This window comes from Sphingomonas arvum (assembly GCF_026013565.1).
Lineage (GTDB): Bacteria > Pseudomonadota > Alphaproteobacteria > Sphingomonadales > Sphingomonadaceae > Sphingomicrobium > Sphingomicrobium arvum.
The window spans coordinates 276415-295140 of record NZ_JAPDOB010000001.1 but is presented as its reverse complement, the minus strand read 5'-3'; the positions used below and the strand labels follow the sequence as shown (position 1 = coordinate 295140).

General features: G+C 65.7%; 15 protein-coding genes and 1 tRNA gene. 11 read left to right on the top strand and 5 right to left on the bottom strand.

From position 1 onward, the window contains the following. Positions 1 to 14 precede the first annotated feature (14 nt). The 7 genes from OMW55_RS01525 (at position 15) to OMW55_RS01495 (ending at position 6921) form a co-directional block, all read left to right on the top strand. Positions 15 to 413 carry a DoxX family protein gene (locus OMW55_RS01525; protein WP_264880282.1) on the top strand — a complete coding sequence of 133 codons (399 nt, stop codon included), beginning with the start codon at positions 15 to 17 and terminating at the stop codon, positions 411 to 413. Positions 414 to 442: 29 nt separating this feature from the next. Then, on the top strand, positions 443 to 1018 hold the full coding sequence (locus OMW55_RS01520; RefSeq protein WP_264880280.1) for an NADPH-dependent F420 reductase: 576 nt from the start codon (positions 443 to 445) through the stop codon (positions 1016 to 1018). Positions 1019 to 1041: 23 nt separating this feature from the next. Next, a complete protein-coding gene (locus OMW55_RS01515) occupies positions 1042 to 1410 on the top strand; it encodes a VOC family protein (protein ID WP_264880278.1) in 369 nt (122 codons plus the stop codon). Between the two features lie 1740 nt (positions 1411 to 3150). Then, positions 3151 to 3786: a hypothetical protein gene (locus tag OMW55_RS01510; RefSeq protein WP_264880276.1), complete on the top strand. Its 636-nt coding sequence runs from the start codon at positions 3151 to 3153 to the stop codon at positions 3784 to 3786. 2 nt (positions 3787 to 3788) lie between these two features. After that, positions 3789 to 4898, top strand: coding sequence for a tyrosine-type recombinase/integrase (locus tag OMW55_RS01505; RefSeq protein ID WP_264880274.1), 1110 nt, complete (start codon positions 3789 to 3791; stop codon positions 4896 to 4898). Beyond that, positions 4897 to 5006, top strand: a tRNA-Gln gene (locus tag OMW55_RS01500). Before OMW55_RS01505 ends, OMW55_RS01500 begins: the two co-directional genes overlap by 2 nt. Before the next feature lie 49 nt (positions 5007 to 5055). After that, on the top strand, positions 5056 to 6921 hold the full coding sequence (locus OMW55_RS01495; RefSeq protein ID WP_264880273.1) for an ABC-F family ATP-binding cassette domain-containing protein: 1866 nt from the start codon (positions 5056 to 5058) through the stop codon (positions 6919 to 6921). On the opposite strand, the gene OMW55_RS01490 is transcribed toward OMW55_RS01495, so the two are convergent. Both OMW55_RS01490 and OMW55_RS01485 read right to left on the bottom strand, forming a co-directional pair. Then, on the bottom strand, positions 6918 to 8846 hold the full coding sequence (locus OMW55_RS01490) for a CocE/NonD family hydrolase (protein ID WP_264880272.1): 1929 nt from the start codon (positions 8844 to 8846) through the stop codon (positions 6918 to 6920). The genes OMW55_RS01495 and OMW55_RS01490 overlap by 4 nt on opposite strands. A gap of 75 nt (positions 8847 to 8921) precedes the next feature. After that, entirely contained in the window at positions 8922 to 10193 is a 1272-nt protein-coding gene (locus tag OMW55_RS01485; protein WP_264880270.1) for a L,D-transpeptidase family protein, read from the bottom strand. A 142-nt stretch (positions 10194 to 10335) separates the two neighbouring features. Here OMW55_RS01485 and typA point away from each other — a divergent pair, with 142 nt between their 5' ends. The 4 genes from typA to OMW55_RS01465 all read left to right on the top strand — a co-directional run bounded on the left by typA (position 10336) and on the right by OMW55_RS01465 (position 15075). Next, on the top strand, positions 10336 to 12153 hold the full coding sequence (gene typA / locus OMW55_RS01480) for a translational GTPase TypA (RefSeq protein WP_264880269.1): 1818 nt from the start codon (positions 10336 to 10338) through the stop codon (positions 12151 to 12153). Positions 12154 to 12453: 300 nt separating this feature from the next. Beyond that, a complete protein-coding gene (locus OMW55_RS01475; protein ID WP_264880267.1) occupies positions 12454 to 13161 on the top strand; it encodes a cell wall hydrolase in 708 nt (235 codons plus the stop codon). A gap of 183 nt (positions 13162 to 13344) precedes the next feature. After that, on the top strand, positions 13345 to 13857 hold the full coding sequence (locus OMW55_RS01470) for a response regulator (protein ID WP_264880266.1): 513 nt from the start codon (positions 13345 to 13347) through the stop codon (positions 13855 to 13857). A 39-nt stretch (positions 13858 to 13896) separates the two neighbouring features. Then, positions 13897 to 15075: an MFS transporter gene (locus OMW55_RS01465; RefSeq protein WP_264880265.1), complete on the top strand. Its 1179-nt coding sequence runs from the start codon at positions 13897 to 13899 to the stop codon at positions 15073 to 15075. Here OMW55_RS01465 and OMW55_RS01460 read toward each other — a convergent pair. The 3 genes from OMW55_RS01460 to OMW55_RS01450 are packed head-to-tail and all read right to left on the bottom strand — an operon-like array spanning position 15062 to position 18693. Beyond that, positions 15062 to 17119, bottom strand: coding sequence for a 3-hydroxyacyl-CoA dehydrogenase NAD-binding domain-containing protein (locus OMW55_RS01460; protein WP_264880263.1), 2058 nt, complete (start codon positions 17117 to 17119; stop codon positions 15062 to 15064). The genes OMW55_RS01465 and OMW55_RS01460 overlap by 14 nt on opposite strands. A gap of 15 nt (positions 17120 to 17134) precedes the next feature. After that, a complete protein-coding gene (locus tag OMW55_RS01455) occupies positions 17135 to 17914 on the bottom strand; it encodes an SDR family NAD(P)-dependent oxidoreductase (RefSeq protein WP_264880261.1) in 780 nt (259 codons plus the stop codon). A 2-nt stretch (positions 17915 to 17916) separates the two neighbouring features. After that, the gene (locus OMW55_RS01450) at positions 17917 to 18693 is read right to left on the bottom strand and encodes an SDR family NAD(P)-dependent oxidoreductase (protein WP_264880259.1); all 777 of its coding nucleotides are present in this window, start codon (positions 18691 to 18693) and stop codon (positions 17917 to 17919) included. Positions 18694 to 18726: the final 33 nt, after the last annotated feature.

Genomic DNA, 18726 nt, shown 5'->3' with positions numbered 1-18726 from the left:
TTCAGGAGATACCCATGTCCAAACTCGACCGCTATGCGCCGCAGGCGATCGCTGCCCTTCGCATCATCACATCGCTGCTTATGATCGAACACGCCACGATGAAGTTCTTCGCCTTTCCTGCTGCCATGCCGATGCCGGGCCCGCTGCCTCCGATCATCGTCGCGGCGGGGGTGATTGAGATCGTCACCGGTACGCTAATCCTGCTCGGCCTGTTCACTCGCCCGGCAGCGTTCCTGGCTTCCGGAACCATGGCCGCCGCTTACTTCCTTGGCCATGCAACTCAGGGCTTCTGGCCCGCGCTCAACCAGGGCGAGCCGGCGATCATGTTCTGCTTCGCGTTCTTCGTCCTGATTTTCACCGGTCCGGGCGCATGGAGCCTGGACAGCCTTCGCCGGAACCGCACCGCCGCCTGAGCGCAGGCCCGAGTTGAAGGAGGAAAAGAATGGACATCGTCATTATCGGCAGAGGGAACGTGGGCTCCGCACTGCAATCCGGCTTGTCTCGCATCGGTCATCAGGTTCGCGCGTTGGGCCGGGCCGAGGACGTCACTGAAGCAGTCACTACTGCCGAGGTCGTTGTCTTCGCCGTTCCCTTCGGCGAAGTCCAGAACGTGGCTGGGCAGCTCGGCTCTGCCGTTAACGGCAAGGTCGTCATCGACGCCACCAATGCACTGACGCCCAGCATGGAACTCGCCGTGGACACGCGCACCACCAGCGGGGCAGAGGAGCTCCAGAAGGCTTTGCCCGCAGCGAAGGTCGTCAAAGCCTTCAATACCGCCTTCGCAAGCGCCATGGCGACTGGTGAAATTAGTGGCGAGAAGCTCGCGGGTCTCGTCGCTGGCGACGATGCTGATGCCAAAGCGCAGGTGCTGAGCATGGTCGAGGCTATCGGCTTTGATCCGATCGATGCCGGCCCCCTGTCCGCTGCCCGCCTGCTCGAGCCGCTCGCGGTGCTCAACATCAAGCTCGGGTTCGTCCAGGGTTACGGTCCAGTCAGCGGCTTCCGCCTGGTCCACTGAGCGGCTCTGAAAGGAATACCACGATGAGGGTCGAAGGTATTACCTGGCACGCGATCACTCTTGAACAGAGCGCATTTAGGGCCACCAAGAAGTTCTATATGACCAGTTTTGGGCTGACCCCGATGATGGAAACGGATGGTATCGCCGTGTTCCAGATGGCGAACGGAACGCTGCTCGAACTCTACACTCCCGCAACCGTGCCGCCCTATGGCTACAATGGCACCCTCGCTTTCGGCTTCCGAGTAGATGACGTCGCGGCGGCCTCGGCCGAAGTTGAGGCTGCCGGCGGCGAGCTACTTGGTGAGATCACCCGCGTTCCGGAGATGGGCTATGCCTATCGTCACTTCCGGGCTCCGGATGGTCGCATCTTCGGCCTAAATGAGCAGAAGTGAGCTCCACCAGTCGAGACCGGTTACGCGGGCGTTCTCAAATCTTTCAAGAGAACGTCCGCTTGCGGGTGATCGCGAGAACCTCCTGGATGTCCGAGAGGGGCGCTTATCGGACGGTCGATCCGCGTCTGTAACCTTGTGATTTCAATCCATGCTGACGCCTGCACTCGAATGGAGACGGCAGGGGTGTGCTTAGTTACCATCCCTATGATTGGCCGATCGCCGGTGCAGCTTTGCAACCCTCGCGCGCGTGCGCCCGCGCGTACGCGGGCGAAAAACTGTAATAGCGATATCGTCACGGTTCAGCGCCGCTGTCCGCTTTGCCGATCGAAGAGATTGGCTCACCCCCTCCCATCCTTGTCGAAGGAGGGTAACTGCCTGCCTGCCTGCTGATCCGGCCGAAGCCATGCGCTCGCGATACCGCGCCACCTCAGCGGCCTTGCGACACAGCTCCGAGCAGTAGCGCTTGCCTGGCATGCTTGAGTACAGGGCAACGTGCTTGCGGCGATCATCGAGCGGGAGCTCGCAGCGTTCGCAATGTGGGGCGTCGAAATCTGAACCGTGGACGTGCAAACTTTCGTTCGCAGCCGCTGTCCGTGAGAGGGGGGTATGGAGATCCTGGAGCCCCCTGGTCGGGACAGCGGTGGTGGACCTTGCTGTTATCGCTAACTGGAGGTTTTTTGTTCGGGCGCATCAGGCTGAGGCCTGCCGATCACGGCGTCGCTGTGTCTCAGCCCGTCTCCGACAGGTCTCGGAGCAGAAGCGCTTGGGCTGGCCTCGTCCAGCGGGTGGGAAAGCATCACCGCACCGCTCACAGGCCAACACCCGCCAAGGTCCCGCAATCAGGTTGGTCGCACGGTCGCTAGCGGCGCCTAGGTATGGCTCACTTATAAGCGCTGAGGCATGTTCAGCAGGGACGTTTCCCCTACTACGTAGTGCGAGCGAGGGGTTTACTGCTGAGGCATCAATAGCAAGGCCGAGCGTTCCTGCTGAGGCACGTTCAGCAAAGCGGGGTTTCTTTGCTGAGGCATCTTTCCCCCTCGAATATCTCTCGTTGGGGGTGTGCAGGTACTCATGCGTCGCGGGAACGTAGTGTCCTGGCGTGCCAGTATTGACGAAGGTTAGGCGGTACTGCCTCGCCATTCGCTCCTTCCACCTTCCCTCGACAGTTACGTCGATGTAGCCGTGATGGATCAGCTCACTGAGCGCTTCGGTGATGCGAGCCTGATTGGTGGTGCAGAGCCGCTCGGCCAGCTGCCGCACGCTCAGCACGATCTTGCCGTTGTTGTAGCCGTTCATCTCGGCCACCAGCTCGATCAGGACTGCCCGTGCCCATACGCTGAGCTTCTTCTTCGGGAAGGTTTCGGAGACGCAGAGCGGCAGGCCACCCCACCTGCCCCCTCGCGTCTCCGCCCGGTGATCGGACTTCGGTTTACCCCGCCCCAAGCGCCATCGCCTCTCAGGCGGCCTGCGAACTGAAGGCGCGGTCCAACTCCGTCTTACGTGCGAACACTTTCCGCCCGCGTCTAACGATTGGTATCTGACCCTGGTAGATCATGTGCCAAGCTGCCCGCTCGGACACTCCGATGTAGCTGGCGATAGCGGCACCGCCGCTCAGCAGGTCATCTGAAAGCATAAGGTCAACCTCCGCGAAAGTGCATCGTTGCTCTTTCATGCCATTGCAATTCGGTGCCGTCAAGTTCAAAGAGCATCGCTACGCTATCAGTTGTTTCCGGAGGTTTCGTGCAGCTCAGCTTTGCTCAGGTTGAAGGTGCGTTGGCTGGAGCGCACAGCATTAGTGCTGACCGTAGATCCGCATTTAGGCACCGCCTGAAGCACGTCCAGCGTCTCAACTTTCTGCCGGGCATCAACACAGGTCGTGGACGTGCAGCCACCTACAGCGCCAGTGACCTGTTTCTTCTAGGGGTGGTCCTAGAGCTCAACCAGCTGGGGCTCACTCCTGAAAGGGCGATTGGTGTGGTTCAAGACGACATGCACGCTGTCGCCATGGCGGCGCATATGGCTGCTTCGAAAGGTGTGCCACCAGCTCTCACGGAGACCGCACAGGGCGAGTCAACGAGGATCGAGAACCCGATCTTCCTTTACTGCGATCCCCACAACCTCAACGACCTCACAGATCCGCCGGACCAAGTCGACTGGGCGAGTCAAACCTTCTTCTACGCGGGGCTGGGCCAAATTCTCGAGAGCTTCAGGGAGTGGTTCACTCATGGGGTGCCGCGCATGTCGTTCTTCAGTGTCAGCACGCTTCTAGCGAGACTCGCCATCTGGCTGCCGTCCACAACTGAGGAGCGCATGTCCGATTTCTACGCAGCCGTTGCCGCTTGGGCTGATCCCATCATCCACGCTCAGGAGGATTGAGAGTGACAGCAATCCGTAAGCGCACATGGACTGACACGAGCAGCGAGCAGCACACGGCCTGGCTGGTCGATTACCGCGACAACGCCGGCAAGCGGCGCGGCAAGCAGTTCGCCCGCAAGAAGGATGCGGAAGCCTGGCTAACTCAAGCGGCCTGGCACGTCTCACAGGGCACCCACACCGCAGACAGCCAAAGCATCACGGTTGCCAAAGCTGCTGAGCAATGGATCGAGCGAGGCCGGCGGGACGGCTTGGAGCCCACCACGATCGCAGCCTACGACCAGCACGCCCGGCTGCACCTCGTTCCACTCTGCGGATCCAAGAGGCTTTCTCAGCTGACCACCCCCATGGTGGAAGGATATCGCGACCAGCTGGTGGACAAGCTCTCCCGTCCAATGGCCATCCGTGTGCTCCGCTCATTGTCCTCCATCATCTCGGAGGCACAGCGCCGTGGCCAGGTGGCTCAGAATGTCGCCAGGAACGTGAAGGTGAAGCGCGCGGCGCGGCAGAGGGCCAAAGCCGTGATCCCGTCCAAGGCCTCTCTAAGGGCGCTTCTCAGGGCTGCTGAGGGCGCCGGAGACGCACAAGGTCAGGCATTGGTCATGTTGGCGCTGTTCGGTGGCCTGCGAGCCTCTGAGCTGCGCGGACTGGCCTGGAGCGGGCTGGACCTGAAAGGCGCAAGCGTCACGATCAGCCAGCGAGCCGACGCCAAAGGCAAGATCGGAGCACCCAAGTCTGCCTCCAGCCGTCGCACGGTGCCCCTGCCCCCTTCCGCGCTGACCGCGCTGAAGACTTGGAAGCTGGCTTGCCGGGCGACAGAACTGGACCTGGTTTTCCCGTCCGTAGGGGGCAAGGTCATGTCCCACCGCTACATGAGCCTCAACGTGCTCCAGCCGCTCCTGGGAGCCGCTAAGGTCGCTCCGCTAGGGCTGCACGACCTGCGCCACGCCGCCGCTTCGCTGTGGATCGAGCAAAGAGTAGACGCCAAGCGGGTGCAGACCTGGCTAGGGCATCATTCGATCCAAGTGACCTTCGATACCTATGGGCATCTGTTCGAGGCAGTGGAGCGAGACAGCAGCGTTGCGGCCGCCATTGAGAAGGCGCTGATTGGCTAGTCCGATGCAACACAGGTGCAACACGGCACCGGATTTAGCAATGAAAACAACGCACCGGGACGGACTCTGACTCCGTCAATCGTGGTTCGAATCCACGTCGGGCATCCATTTCACCTCTGGCCTTTGGCTTGCCACGTTTCGCTGGTAAGCGGCCGCCATGCTGACCATCAACGGAATCACGGTGCGCCTCGGCGGGCGTACGATCCTCGACCGCGCGACCGCTGCCATCCGCCCTAGAAGCCGGGTCGGGCTGATCGGGCGCAACGGCGCGGGCAAGTCCACCCTGATGAAGGTGATGATCGGGCAGCTGGATCCTGACGAGGGCCAGGTCGACATGCCGCGGCGGACCAGGCTTGGCTATATCGCGCAGGAAGCGCCGAGCGGCACCGCCACACCGTTCGAGACGGTTCTGGCCGCCGACGTGGAGCGGGCCGAGCTGATGGTCGAGTCCGAGACCTGCACCGACATGGACCGGCTGGGCGATGTGCACGAGCGGCTGCTGGCGATTGACGCCTATGGCGCGCCGGCGCGGGCTTCGCGCATCCTGCTGGGCCTCGGCTTCGACGAGGAAATGCAGGCGCGGCCGCTCGACAGCTACTCGGGCGGGTGGAAGATGCGCGTGGCGTTGGCCGCGCTACTGTTCTCCGAACCCGACGTACTGCTGCTCGACGAGCCCTCCAACCACCTCGACCTCGAGGCGACCCTGTGGCTGGAGAACTTCCTCAAGAGCTATCCGGGCACGCTGGTGGTGATCAGCCACGAGCGCGACCTGCTGAACAACGTGGTCGACACCATCCTGCACCTGGAGCGCGGCAAGATCACGCTCTACGCCGGTGGCTACGATGATTTCGAGCGGCAGCGGGCCGAGCGCGCCGCGCAGCTTGCCGCGGCGAAGGCGTCACAGGATGCGCAGCGCGCGCGCCTGCAGGATTATATCGCTCGCAACAGCGCGCGGGCGTCGACCGCCAAGCAGGCCCAGTCACGCGCCAAGATGCTGGCCAAGATGCAGCCAATCGCGGCGATGGCCGACGACCCCAGCCTCAGCTTTGCCTTTCCCAACCCGTCCGAGCTGAAACCGCCGCTTATCACACTGGAAATGGCGGCGGTGGGCTATGCCGAAACGCCCGTGCTGCGCTCGCTGGGCTTGAGGATTGATCCCGACGACCGCATCGCGCTGCTTGGCCGCAACGGCAACGGCAAGACCACCCTCGCGCGGCTGCTGGCGGCGCAACTGGCCCCGATGGAGGGCGAGGTCGTCGCATCGGGCAAGATGAAGGTCGGCTATTTTACTCAGTACCAGGTGGAGGAGCTGCACGGCGATGACACGCCGCTGCAGCACATGAGCCGCGCCATGGAGGGGCAGACCCCGGCCGCTGTCCGTGCGCAGCTCGGCCGCTTCGGCTTCTCCGGCGACAAGGCGACCACGGCGGCGAACAAGCTGTCGGGCGGAGAGCGGGCGCGGCTGGCGCTGGCGCTGATCACCCGCAACGCGCCGCACCTGCTGATTCTCGACGAGCCGACCAACCACCTGGACGTCGATGCACGCGAGGCGCTGGTCCAGGCGTTGAACGACTATGACGGCGCCGTCATCCTGATCAGCCACGATCGCCACATGGTGGAACTGACGGCCGACCGGCTGGTGCTGGTCGAAGGCGGCGCCGCGACCGATTACCCGGGCAGCATGGATGACTATATCGACTTCGTGCTCGGCCGGAACCAGCCGAGCTCGCCGGCCAAGCCCAAGGCGGTCAAGGTCGACGGCAAGGCTGCGGCCAAGGCGCGCGAAGCGGCCAAGGCGCTGAAGAAGGCGGCGTCGGAGGCCGAGCGCGAGAGCCAGCGGCTGGCCGCCGAATGCTCCGCCCTCGACCGCGCGATGTTCGATCCCGCAGGCGCCGACCCGAAGCTCGCGGCGCTGCCGATGAGCGAACTGTCGCGGCGCCGGGCCAAGCTGGCGGCCGAGCTCGAGCGGGCCGAGGCTCGCTGGCTCGAAGCCAGCGAGCAGGCCGAGAGCCTGGCCGCCTAGCGCACCATGGCGGTCTGCTGGTTGACCGGCACGACCGGCAGCCACACCGCGCTGGCCTGGTTGCCGCCGCGCTCCAGCGTGACCGTCGCCTTCCGGTAGTCGCCCTTCTTCGCCAGGAAGATGTTGGGGACGAAGGTCTGCGGATTGCGGTCGTAGAGCGGAAACAGGCTCGACTGCACCTGCACCATGATCCGGTGTCCGGGCTGGAACACGTGGTTCACCGTCGGCAGGCGGAAGCGGTAGCGCTGGACCTTGTCGGCCGGAATGGCAGTCGGCTTGGCGAAGCTATTGCGATACCGGCCGCGGAAGATGTCGAGGCTGATCGGCAGCTGGTAGCCGCCCATCTTCTGGTCGGTTGCAACCTCTTCCGGGTAGACGTCGATCACCTTGACCACGAAGTCGCCGTCGGTGCCGGTGGTCCTGGCGAACAGGTCGGCGATTGGGGCGCCCGACACCCGCACCGGCGCGGTCAGCACGGGCGTCGTGTAGGTCATCACGTCGGGTCGGCCGTCCGCATGGCGCTGGTCGCTGACCAGCCAGTCGCCCCAGCGTCCGTCATCGAAGTTCACCGGACGCGGCAGGTGCGGCACGGGCTTGTCCGGATCGGAAACGTAACTGTCCCCGCCGCTCGCACCCTTGGCGAAGCCGAGCGAGCCACTGGCCGCGAGGTAGAGCGGTGTCAGCGGCGCGGCGCAGCCCTGTTCGCAGGCGAGCGGCCAGCTGCTGAACCGGTCCCAATGGTTCTCGCCGGTGTTGTAGATGGTCGCCGCCGGCAGGGGCACGGCCGGGCCGTCCTTCAGATACTGGTTGAAGAAGGGCAGGACCATCTGCTCGCGGAATTGCGCGGCGGTGTCGCCATTCCATTGCAGCGGGCCGAGGCTGCGGCCTTCGCGATTGACCTGGCTGTGCCGCCACGGGCCCATCACCAGATAGTTGTTGCCCATCTTGCCCTTGGCCTTGAGCGCCTCCCAGGCCGTGATGGCGCCGTACATGTCTTCCTGGTCCCACAACCCCTGCTCCCACAGGGTTGGCACGTTCGACGGGTTGGCCGCGAGCAGCTTGTCCAGCGCCTGCGGCTGCCAGAACTCGTCATAGGCGGGATGCGCCACGATCCGCTGCCACACAGGCAGCTGGTCGTAACCGGACTTCTTGGCCCAGTCGTTCGCCGAACCGACCGTCCGGAAGTTGTCGTAATCGTCGTAGCCGCCGCTCGGCGGTGCGTCGCCCGCGCCCTTGTAGCCGGTCTGGCTGCCGATCCAGCCGATGTTGGCCAGGCGGAAGGCGCCATGGTGGAACCAATCATCGCCCATCCAGCCGTCGATCATCGGGCTTTCCGGGGCGGCGACCTTTAGCGCCGGGTGCGGGTTCAAGAGCGCCATGACTACCGTGAAGCCCTCGTAGGACGAGCCGATCATACCGACCCGGCCGTTCGATTCCGGCACGTTCTGCTTGTTCACCAGCCAGTCGATCGTGTCGTAGGCGTCGGTGACATGGTCGACCTTGGTCGGGTTCAGGGACCCGATCACCGGGCGCGTGATGACATACTCGCCTTCCGAGCCATATTTGCCGCGGATGTCCTGGTAGACCCGGATGTAGCCGTCCTTCACGAAGATCTCGTCGGCCAGCGGCAGAGTGGAGAGCATGCGCGGGCTGTCCATCCGCTTGGCCCGGCCCGCCGCATTGTACGGCGTGCGGGTCAGCACGATGGGCGCGTTGGTGGCGCCCTTGGGGATGACGATCACCGTAAACAGCTTGGTGCCGTCGCGCATCGGAACCATCACCTCGCGCTTCACATAGTCGCGGTTCTCGGTCGGCGGGGTGAACTTGGCCGGAATGTCGCCGCCCGGCGGCGGGAGCAGCTGTGCCGGGGCGGCGCCGGCGGCGGCGAGGGCAAGCGAACACAGGAACAGGGACTTGAGCTTCATGCGGGACAACTCCGGGTCGAAAACTGCCCGGCGACTTAGAAGCGCTCCCGCGCGCAAGAGCAATGGGGCCGCGCGCTATTGGCTCGCGAGGCGCTGCTCCGCTTTGGCGTCGAGGCCGTAGATGTCATCGCTGAAGGCCAGTCGCCCGTTCTCCACCTTGGCGGTCAGGTAGGTGATGTACACCGGCACCGGCCGGGGCAGCGCGACCGTCAGTTCCGGCTGCGAGCTGTCGGCCACCGGCTCCCGCCCGAGCAGCCAGCGCCCGAGCCGCGCCGCATCCTCCAGCCGCACGCAGCCTGACGAGAAGGTCCGCACCGATTTCGCGAACAGCGCGCGCTCCGGCGTATCGTGCAGGTAGATGCCGTGCGTGTTGGGGAACTCGAACTTCATCGCCCCCATCATGTTGCCGCGGCCAGGCCGCTGGCGGACGCGCAGCTCGGTCCGGCCGTCGGCGACCGCTTGCCAGTCGATCTGCGCGGGATCGAGCACCTGGGCATCGGGGCCCCAGCCCGAGAGGGCCTCGTAATGCTTGCCCGCGAACCAGCGCAGGCCGTTCTTGAGCACGCCGGGCGCCACGGTGTGCGCGACTAGGTCGACCGGGATGTTCCAGTAGGGATTGAAGGTCGCGCGGGCGACGGTCCCGGCCAGTAGCGGCGTGGGCATCTCCGTCTTGCCGACCACCACCTTCATGGTGTCGACCGCCTGGCCGTCCTCCATCATGGTGAGATGCTGGCTGGCGAGGTCGACCAGGATGAACCGGCCGTCTGCCGGAAGCATGCGCGCGCGGTCGAGGTTCGGCCGCAAACGGGCGAGCACCGCCTGATCGTCACCGGCCGCAATCGCAGCTTCGCGGAGCGCGGCATAGGTCGGGTTCACGGTAGATACCGCGCGGACGTGGCTGGCTAGGGAAGGCGCGGCAGCGAGCTGGCGCAGCACATCGGCCGCCACCGGGATGGCTGGCGCGAGCCGGGGGTCGGCGAACTCGACGCCCTTCGCCGGCCAGCGCAGCGCCTGGACGTAGAGGATCCAGGAAGAGGTCAGCAGCCGCTCCGCCTCGCGCGCGGCGCGGCGGTCGCCGGTTCGCGCCTTTGCCAAGGCCGCACGGGCTGCCTCGGCCAATTCGGGGCCGCGGGCGAACCCGTCGAGCCGAGCCGTGCGCAGCCGGTCGACCAGCAGCTCGGTTGCGGCTGGGTCGGCCAGCCACAGCGGCTGCTGTCGGCGCGCGCCCATGAAGCGCTCGACACTGGCCGCCGGAGCCAGCTCGGCAGACGTCGCCGCGCTGGCGACGGCGGGAACGAGCGAGATCAGCGCCGCCGCGAACGCGGCGCCAGCGGTCAGACGTTGCACGGTTCTTGTTCTCGGTTTGCTGCAGGAGCTTGGGCGATAAACGCGTTATTGCCCGTTCGGGTCCGAAACGGCCTCCCCGGGCGTGTTGCTGCGCTGCAGCAGTTCGGCTATGGGCCGCGCAACTTTTCCCAAGGAAATCTGCATGACCCTCCGCAACGTGGCGATCATCGCCCACGTCGATCACGGCAAGACGACCCTCGTCGACCAGCTGTTCCGCCAGTCCGGCACCTTCCGCGACAATCAGCGCGTCGAAGAGCGGGCGATGGACTCCAACGATCTCGAAAAGGAGCGCGGGATCACCATTCTGGCCAAGTGCACCTCGGTCGAATGGAACGGCACGCACATCAACATCGTCGACACGCCGGGCCACGCCGACTTCGGCGCAGAGGTGGAGCGCATTCTGTCGATGGTCGACGGCGTGATCCTGCTGGTGGACTCCGCTGAAGGACCGATGCCGCAGACCAAGTTCGTCACCGGCAAGGCGCTGAGCCTCGGCCTGAAGCCGATCGTGGTCGTCAACAAGATCGACCGTCCCGACGCGCGCCCGGCCGAGGTGCTGGACGAGGTGTTCGAGCTCTTCCTCAACCTTGAGGCGAACGACGAGCAGCTGGACTTCCCGGTGCTCTACGCCTCGGGCCGGGCCGGTTATGCGGGGGCCGAGGACACGGTGCGCGAGGGCGACCTGACCCCGCTCTTCCAGAAAATCGTGGACCATGTTCCGGCCCCGGCGCTGGATCGTGGCGGTGAGTTCAAGATGCTGGCGACGCTGCTGGATCGCGACAACTTCCTCGGCCGCATCCTGACTGGTCGGATCGAGAGCGGCACGCTCAACATCAACGATCCCATCCGCGCAGTGGACGTCAACGGCAAGACGGTCGAGGACGGCCGCGTCACCAAGCTTTTCGCCTTCCAAGGGCTGGAGCGGGTGCCGGTCGAAACTGCCGGTGCGGGTGACATCGTCGCAATCGCGGGCCTGATGAAGGCGACCGTGTCGAACACCATCGGCACGCCTCAGATCACCGAGCCGCTTCATGCGCGCGAGATCGATCCGCCGACGCTGAGCATGACGTTCGCGGTCAATGACAGCCCCTTCGCCGGCAAGGATGGCGACAAGGTGCAGAGCCGCGTAATTCGCGAGCGACTCGAGCGCGAGGCCGAGGGCAACGTCGCGATCCGCGTAACCGAAACCCCAGGCGGCGAGGCCTTCGAAGTGGCCGGCCGCGGCGAGCTCCAGCTGGGCGTGGTGATCGAGACCCTGCGCCGTGAAGGCTTCGAGCTGGGCATCAGCCGCCCGCGCGTGCTGTTCCGCGAGGGCCCGAACGGCCGCGAGGAGCCGTACGAGACGGTGGTGATCGACGTCGACGACGAGTTCGCCGGCACGGTTGTCGAGAAAATGGCCATGCGCAAGGCGGAGATGACCGACATGCGTCCGTCGGGCGGTGGCAAGACCCGGGTGACCTTCTCGGCTCCGTCGCGCGGCCTGATCGGCTATCATGGTGAGTTCCTGTCGGATACGCGCGGTACCGGTATCATGAACCGGCTGTTCGAGAAGTACGGGCCGTACAAGGGCCCGATCACCGGGCGGCAGAACGGCGTCCTGATCTCGATGGAGACCGGCGCAGCCGTGGCCTACTCGCTCAACATGCTGGAAGAGCGCGGCGTCTTGTTCATCTCGCCCGGCGACATGCTCTACGAAGGCATGGTGATCGGCGAAAATGCGAAGCCGCAGGACCTTGAGGTGAACCCGCTCAAGTCCAAGCAGCTGACCAACTTCCGTGCATCGGGCAAGGACGAGGGCATCCGCCTGACGCCGCCGCGCCGCATGACGCTGGAACAGGCCATCGCCTATATTCAGGACGACGAGCTGGTGGAGGTCACGCCCAAGGTGATCCGCATCCGCAAGCGCTATCTCGATCCGCACGAGCGCAAGCGCGCGTCGCGCAAGGCCGAAGCGGCCTGAACCGATTCGCTGGAGCGTTCGAGCTTGTTTCACGGCTCATCGCTCCAGCCTTTCGCCTCGTCCAAATACCTGTCCCGCAATGGGAAATGTTCCTGCCGCTCATCGGCACGCTGGCTCGGTTCAACGCGAAATGGTTGAGCGGGCGTCAACCATCAGTATCTAGACGCTACTGATTTCGAGAGCGAGGAGCCGGCCGGCGTTTCCGGCGCTCCAGGGCAAGTCGGACGGTGAGTGGTCCCTTTCAGCGCCATACGAGCGCTGCCGTACGGACCCGACCCGGCCGCCAGGTTACGAGATAGAATGACCCGTTTCTTTGGGGCCGGCGGTGCGTCGGTCATTGCGGCTGCGTGCATCCTTGCCATCGGCAGCGCTTCGCCCGCCGCCGCCCAGGTCGCCACCATGGCGGCCACACCGACCATCTCATCACTCCCGGCTACCCAGGCGACCACGATCGCGACACCGGCAACCAGCGTCAGCGTGACGCTGCCGTCCGCCCGCGCGGCCATCCTGTCGACCACTCCTCGCCCGGTCTCCGGCGCCACCACTGCTCCGGCAGGAGCGGTTGCGGTCCGTCCGGCGGTAACCCATGCCGGGCTATGGCCGCTGGTCTGGGCCAACATGACGGGCGCCGCGCTCGACGAGGAAGCCAACTGCGTCGCCACCGCCGTCTACTTCGAGGCTCGTGGTGAGCCGTTCGACGGTCAGCTGGCAGTCGCGGAAGTGGTGATGAACCGAGCGGCGTCGGGAAAATATCCGACGAGCTATTGCGGCGTGGTCAAGCAGCCCTGGCAGTTCAGCTTCGTTCGCGGCGGCCAGTTCCCGCGCATCAATACGCAGAGCGCGTCCTGGAGCTATGCCCAGGCGATCGCGCGCATCGCCAAACAGCGCCTTGCCGACGCGCTGCCGGACGACGTCCTATGGTACCATGCCGACTATGTCGCGCCCGGTTGGGGCCGGCGGCTGAGCAAGGTCGAGAAGATCGGCGCGCACATCTTCTACCGCGCCTGAGTTCGCGGGTTTGATTTCGAAAGGGCTCATCCGCCAGGCGGGTGGGCCCCTTTCTTGTTCGCGCCGGCGGAGCTCGTTCCGGCGCTGCACTGACTCTGCTCGGCGATAACGTGCGTCGGGGCCATGTTCATCCCCGTCTTTATCCGCAACCTTATCCACAGACATGCGCCACCGGGGGGTGAGATGCTGAAGATTCTGATCGTGGAAGATGACAGCCAACTGGCGGCGACCCTGCAATATCTGGTCGAAGACAATCCGCGCTACCGGGTGGTCGGGCTGGCCGACGATGCCGCAGGTGCGCTGGACATCGCCGCCCGTGAGCGGCCGGATCTGGCGCTGGTCGACCTGCACCTCGCGCGTGGCAGCACCGGCTTTTCCGTCGCGGCGCGGCTGAACGATGATGGCGTCCCCTGCCTGTTCGTCAGCGGCAAGGCGCCCAGCTTTCCGATGCCGGACTTGGCGCTTGGCTGCCTGTTGAAGCCGTTCACCGGCAATGACGTTCACCGGGCGCTGGGGATGGCCGAGGACCTGATGCGTGGTCGTGAAACCCTGCGTCCGCGCATGCCGCAGAACCTCACCTTCTACCAGACGGCCGCGGAGCCGGTCGCCGCCCCTGAGCAGACCGTGTTCGTGCCCGCGCCGCGCCGGTCGCTCACCCAGCGTCTGGGGCAATGGATCACCGGCGAGGCGCACTGAAGTCGTAGCGCCGCTGTAATGCGGCGGTTAAGACGGGCCGTGTCGCGCGCCGCCCTTCCCCGCACCGTGTGGGTGCTCGGTTTCGTCAGCCTGCTGATGGACCTGTCGAGCGAGATCATCCACGCGCTGCTGCCCTTGTTCATCACTGTCACACTGGGCGCGTCGGTGGCGGTGCTCGGCGCCATCGACGGGGTGGCGGAGGCGACGGCGAGCTTCGCCAAGCTGGCGTCGGGGCGGCTCAGCGACCGCAATCAGCGGCGTAAGCCGTGGATCCTGCTGGGGTACGGGCTGGCAGCGGCGACCAAGCCGCTGTTCGCGCTGGCCGGCAGCCCGCTGACCGTGCTCGGCGCGCGCCTGGTCGATCGCACCGCCAAGGGCATCCGCGGCGCGCCGCGGGATGCGATGCTGGCGGACGAGACGGCGCCGGAGATCCGGGGTGCTGCCTATGGGCTGCGGCAGAGCCTCGACACCATGGGCGCCTTTCTGGCGCCGCTCGCCGCCGTAGCGCTGATGTGGGCGCTGGCGCAGAATATCCGGGCGGTGTTCTGGATGGCGGTGATCCCCGGCATTGCGAGCGTGACCCTGGCCTGGCTGGCGTTGCGGGAGCCTGCGCGGCACGCGGCCACGGGCAAGCCGCAGGCGCTGCTGCACGGGTTCCGGCAGGTCGATCGGTCGTGCCGGCTGATCATCGCGGTTGCGTTCGTCTTCACGCTGGCGCGCTGCTCGGAGAGCTTCCTGATCCTCAAGGGCGCCGATGCGGGACTGTCGCCGACACTGGCTCCGCTGACGCTGGTGCTGTTCAACCTGGCCTACCTGCTGCTGAGCTACCCAGCGGGAGCGCTGAGCGACCGACGTGATCCGCGGCTGATCCTGGCTGGCGGGATCGCCATGCTGGTAGCCGGCGACCTGGTGCTGGCGTTCGGCGGCGGGCTGATAACGGCCGCGGTCGGCGTGGCGCTGTGGGGTGGGCACATGGCGCTGACGCAGGGGCTGTTCGCCCGGCTGATCGCCGATGCGGCGCCGGAGCGGCTGCGGGCGACCACCTTTGGACTGTTCCACTTCGCCACGGGCGTTGCCGCGCTGCTGGCGAGCCTGGCGGCGGGGTGGCTGTGGGAGGTGCAGGGTCCCGCCGCGACCTTCATCGCCAGCGCCGGCGTCGCGGCAGTGTCGGCGCTGCTGTTGCCGACACTGCGCGCCCGAACGCCTAGCGCCCGGTGAACTTCTCGCCGCGCTCTGCCTTGTCGAGCAGGAGCTGGGAGAAGCTGAAGTCCTTGCCCATCCGCTCTTCCTGGCGGCGTAGGCCTTCGACGATCTTCGGCAGACCTTCACTGTCAGCCCAGTGCATCGGACCGCCACGATAGACCGGCCAGCCGTAGCCGTAGATCCAGACCACATCCACGTCGGACGCGCGCTGAGCCATGCCCTCCTCCAGGATCTTCGCGCCCTCATTGACCATCGTGTAGAGCGTCCGCTCGACGATCTCCTGGTCGCTGATCTCGCGCGCCTGCACGCCGGCTTTCCCGCGGAAGTCCTCGATGATCTCCTGCACCTTGGGCGACGGCGACGGACGGCGCTTCTCGTCGTAGTCGTAGAAGCCCGCGCCCTTCTTCTGACCCCAGCGGTCCTGCGCGCAGAGGGCGTCGCGGATGTTCTCGATGCGGGTCGGATCGCGGTGCCAGCCGATGTCGACGCCGGCGAGATCGGCCATCTGGAACGGCCCCATCGGCATGCCGAAGTCGGTATGGACCTTGTCGATCTGCGCCGGGGTGGCGCCTTCGAGCAGGAGCTTGGTCGCTTCCATCTGGCGCGGGATGAGCATGCGATTGCCGATGAAGCCGTAGCAGACGCCCGCCACCACCGCGACTTTCTTGATCTTCTTGGCCAGCGCCATGGCGGTGACCAGCACGTCGTCCGCAGTCTTCGCGCCGCGCACCACTTCCAGCAGCTTCATCACGTTGGCGGGCGAGAAGAAGTGCAGTCCGACCACGTCCTGCGGCCGCGAGGTCGCGGCGGCGATCTCGTCGATGTTGAGGTAGCTGGTGTTGCTGGCGAGGATGGCGCCCGGCTTGGCGATCTTGTCCAAGCGGCCGAAGATCTCCTGCTTGATCTCCATCTGCTCGAACACCGCCTCGATGATGAGGTCGCAGTCGGCGAGGTCGTCGAAGTTGAGGGTCGGGTTGAGCCGGCCCATGAACTCGCCGACCTGAGCTTCGGTAAAGCGGCCCTTCTTTGCGCTCGCCTGGTAGTTCTTGAGCATCACGCCGGTGCCGCGGTCGAGCGCGTCCTGCGCCATTTCGACGATGGTGACGGGGATGCCGGCCGACAGGAAGTTCATCGAAATGCCGCCCCCCATGGTGCCGGCGCCGATCACGCCGACCTTACGGATTTCGCGGGGCTTCACGTCGTCGGCGACGCCCTCGATCTTGGCTGCCTTGCGCTCGGCGAAGAAAAAATACTGCTGGGCCTTGGCCTGGGTGCCGCTCATCAGTTCCATGAACAGCTTGCGCTCTTCGAGCACGCCTTCCGAGTAGGGCTTCTGGGTGGCGACGCGAACCGCTTCGAGGTTCTTCATGGGCGCTTCGAAGCCCTTGAAGGTGCGGGCGTTGGCCTGGATGAACTGATCGAACACGGATGGGTCGACGTTCTCCACCTTGTCCTGCCGCTCGCTTGTCTTGGGCAGGGGACGGACCTGCGCAACCTCAGTGGCGTAGGCAACCGCGTGCTGCAGCAAGTCGCCTTCGATGATCCGATCGACCACGCCGGCATCGCAGGCTTCCTGGGCGCCGATCGGAGTGCCGCTTGTGGTCATCTGCAGCGCTTTCTCGACGCCGGCGACACGTGGCAGGCGCTGGGTGCCACCCGCGCCCGGCAGCAGGCCGAGCTTCACTTCGGGGACGCCGAGCTTGGCCGTCGGCACCGCCACACGGTAATGACAGCCCAGCGCTACCTCGAGCCCACCGCCGAGCGCAGTACCATGAATTGCGGCGACCACCGGCTTGGAGCAGTTCTCGATCCGGTCGACGACCTCGGGCAGCCACGGCATGACCGGCGGCTTGCCGAATTCGGTGATGTCGGCGCCGGCGAAGAAGGTCTGGCCTTCGCAGCGGATGACCACCGCCGCGACGTCATTGGCAGCCTCCGCTTCCTCGATCGCGGCGACGAGCCCCTGGCGCACGGCAGCACCGAGCGCGTTCACCGGCGGGTTGTTCGAGGTGACGATGAGGACGTGGCCGTGCTTCTGCGTGCTGATGGGCGAGGTCACTAGTGTCTCCGTGCGTTAGATGGCCGTGCGGCCGTAGTCCTGGCGATTGAACGGGTGGGACGAGGACAGGCCGCCGTCCACCACCAGCGCATGGCCGTTGACGTAGCTGCTCTCGTCCGAGGCGAGGAACAGCGCCGCTTGCGCGATCTCGCGGGGCACGCCGCCGCGGCGCAGGGGGTTGAGGTGGCCGAGGCGGTCCTCCTGCCCCTTGGCGCGGGCGCGTTCGTAGACGAACTCGGTCATGCCGGTCTCGATGAGGCCGGGGCAGATGGCGTTGACGCGGACGTTGGAGCCGGCGAGCTGCTGCGCGGCCGTCTTAACGAGGCTGATGACCCCGGCCTTTGACGCCGAATAGGCGGGGCCGCCGGCGCCGGAGCGCAGTCCCGCGACGCTCGCGGTGCAGATGATGGAGCCCGCGCCCTGTTCCTTGATGACCGGCGCAGCGTGCTTGATGGCTAGGAAAGGGCCGATCAGGTTGACGCGGAGGATCTCCTGCCAGTCCTCGACGGTCTGCTCGAAGATCGAGGCAAGGCCGCCCGAAATGCCGGCATTAGCAAAGAAGCCATGCAGGGCGCCATGCTGTTCCCGGGCCATGGAGACGAGGCGGACGATATCCTCTTCGTTGCCCGCATCGGCCCGGTGGTCGGCGCCCGTCAGGTCCGCCGCGATGACCGTGGCGCCATGCTGCTGGAACAGCTCGGTCGTCGCCTTGCCGATGCCGGAACCGGCGCCGGTGACGATGATGACCTTGCCCTCGAGGCGCGGGTGGTGGCGGTTCTCGGGCTCCACGCTCACGGTTAGAACCCGGCGCCGAAGGTCGAGCCGCCGTCCACGACCAGAGTCTGGCCGGTCACGAAGCTGCCCGCCGAGCTTGCGAGGAATACGGCGGCGCCGGCGATCTCGCGCGGTTCGCCGATGCGCTTCAGGGCGGCAATGGAGGTCACGCGCTTGAGGATGTCGGGATTCTCCCACAAGGCGCGCGCGAAGTCGGTGCGGACCAGGCCAGGAGCGATGGCGTTGACCCGCACGCCGCTGGGCCCGAACTCGGCGGCGAGGTTGCGGACCAGCTGCAGGTCGGCGGCCTTGGAGATGTTGTAGGCGCCGATGACGGTCGAGCTGGTCAGGCCGCCGACCGACGACACGACCACGATCGAGCCCTCGCCGCGCTCCACCATCTCCGGCGCGACCATGCTGGTCAGCCAGTGGTTGGACAGCACGTTGTTGTCCATGATCTTGCGGAACTGGTCGTCGGTGATGCCGGCCATCGGCCCGAAGTATGGGTTGGAGGCGGCGTTGCAGACGAGGACGTCGATGCGGCCGAGCTGACGGCGGGTCTCGTCGACCAGGTGCTGGAGCGCGTGCTTGTCGGAGATGGATGCGGCGACCGCAATCGCCTTGCCAGCGCCGCGAGCGTTGATCTCGTTCGCGACTTCCTCGCAGGCGTCCTGCTTGCGACTGGAGATGACGACGTTGGCCCCGTGGGCGGCGAGTTCCTCGGCGATGGCCCGGCCGATGCCGCGGGAGGAGCCGGTGACGATGGCGGTCTTGGCCGTGAGATCGAAAAGAGAGTTCAACTTGGGTCTCCTATCTCGCTCGTCTTGAGCGGA

Excerpts from the sequence above, each read along its gene's own strand:
- OMW55_RS01525 (WP_264880282.1), top strand. The coding sequence starts at position 15 with ATGTCCAAACTCGACCGCTATGCGCCGCAGGCGATCGCTGCCCTTCGC.
- OMW55_RS01520 (WP_264880280.1), top strand. The coding sequence starts at position 443 with ATGGACATCGTCATTATCGGCAGAGGGAACGTGGGCTCCGCACTGCAA.
- OMW55_RS01515 (WP_264880278.1), top strand. The coding sequence starts at position 1,042 with ATGAGGGTCGAAGGTATTACCTGGCACGCGATCACTCTTGAACAGAGC.
- OMW55_RS01495 (WP_264880273.1), top strand. The coding sequence starts at position 5,056 with ATGCTGACCATCAACGGAATCACGGTGCGCCTCGGCGGGCGTACGATC.
- OMW55_RS01490 (WP_264880272.1), bottom strand. The coding sequence starts at position 8,846 with ATGAAGCTCAAGTCCCTGTTCCTGTGTTCGCTTGCCCTCGCCGCCGCC.
- typA (WP_264880269.1), top strand. The coding sequence starts at position 10,336 with ATGACCCTCCGCAACGTGGCGATCATCGCCCACGTCGATCACGGCAAG.
- OMW55_RS01475 (WP_264880267.1), top strand. The coding sequence starts at position 12,454 with ATGACCCGTTTCTTTGGGGCCGGCGGTGCGTCGGTCATTGCGGCTGCG.
- OMW55_RS01470 (WP_264880266.1), top strand. The coding sequence starts at position 13,345 with ATGCTGAAGATTCTGATCGTGGAAGATGACAGCCAACTGGCGGCGACC.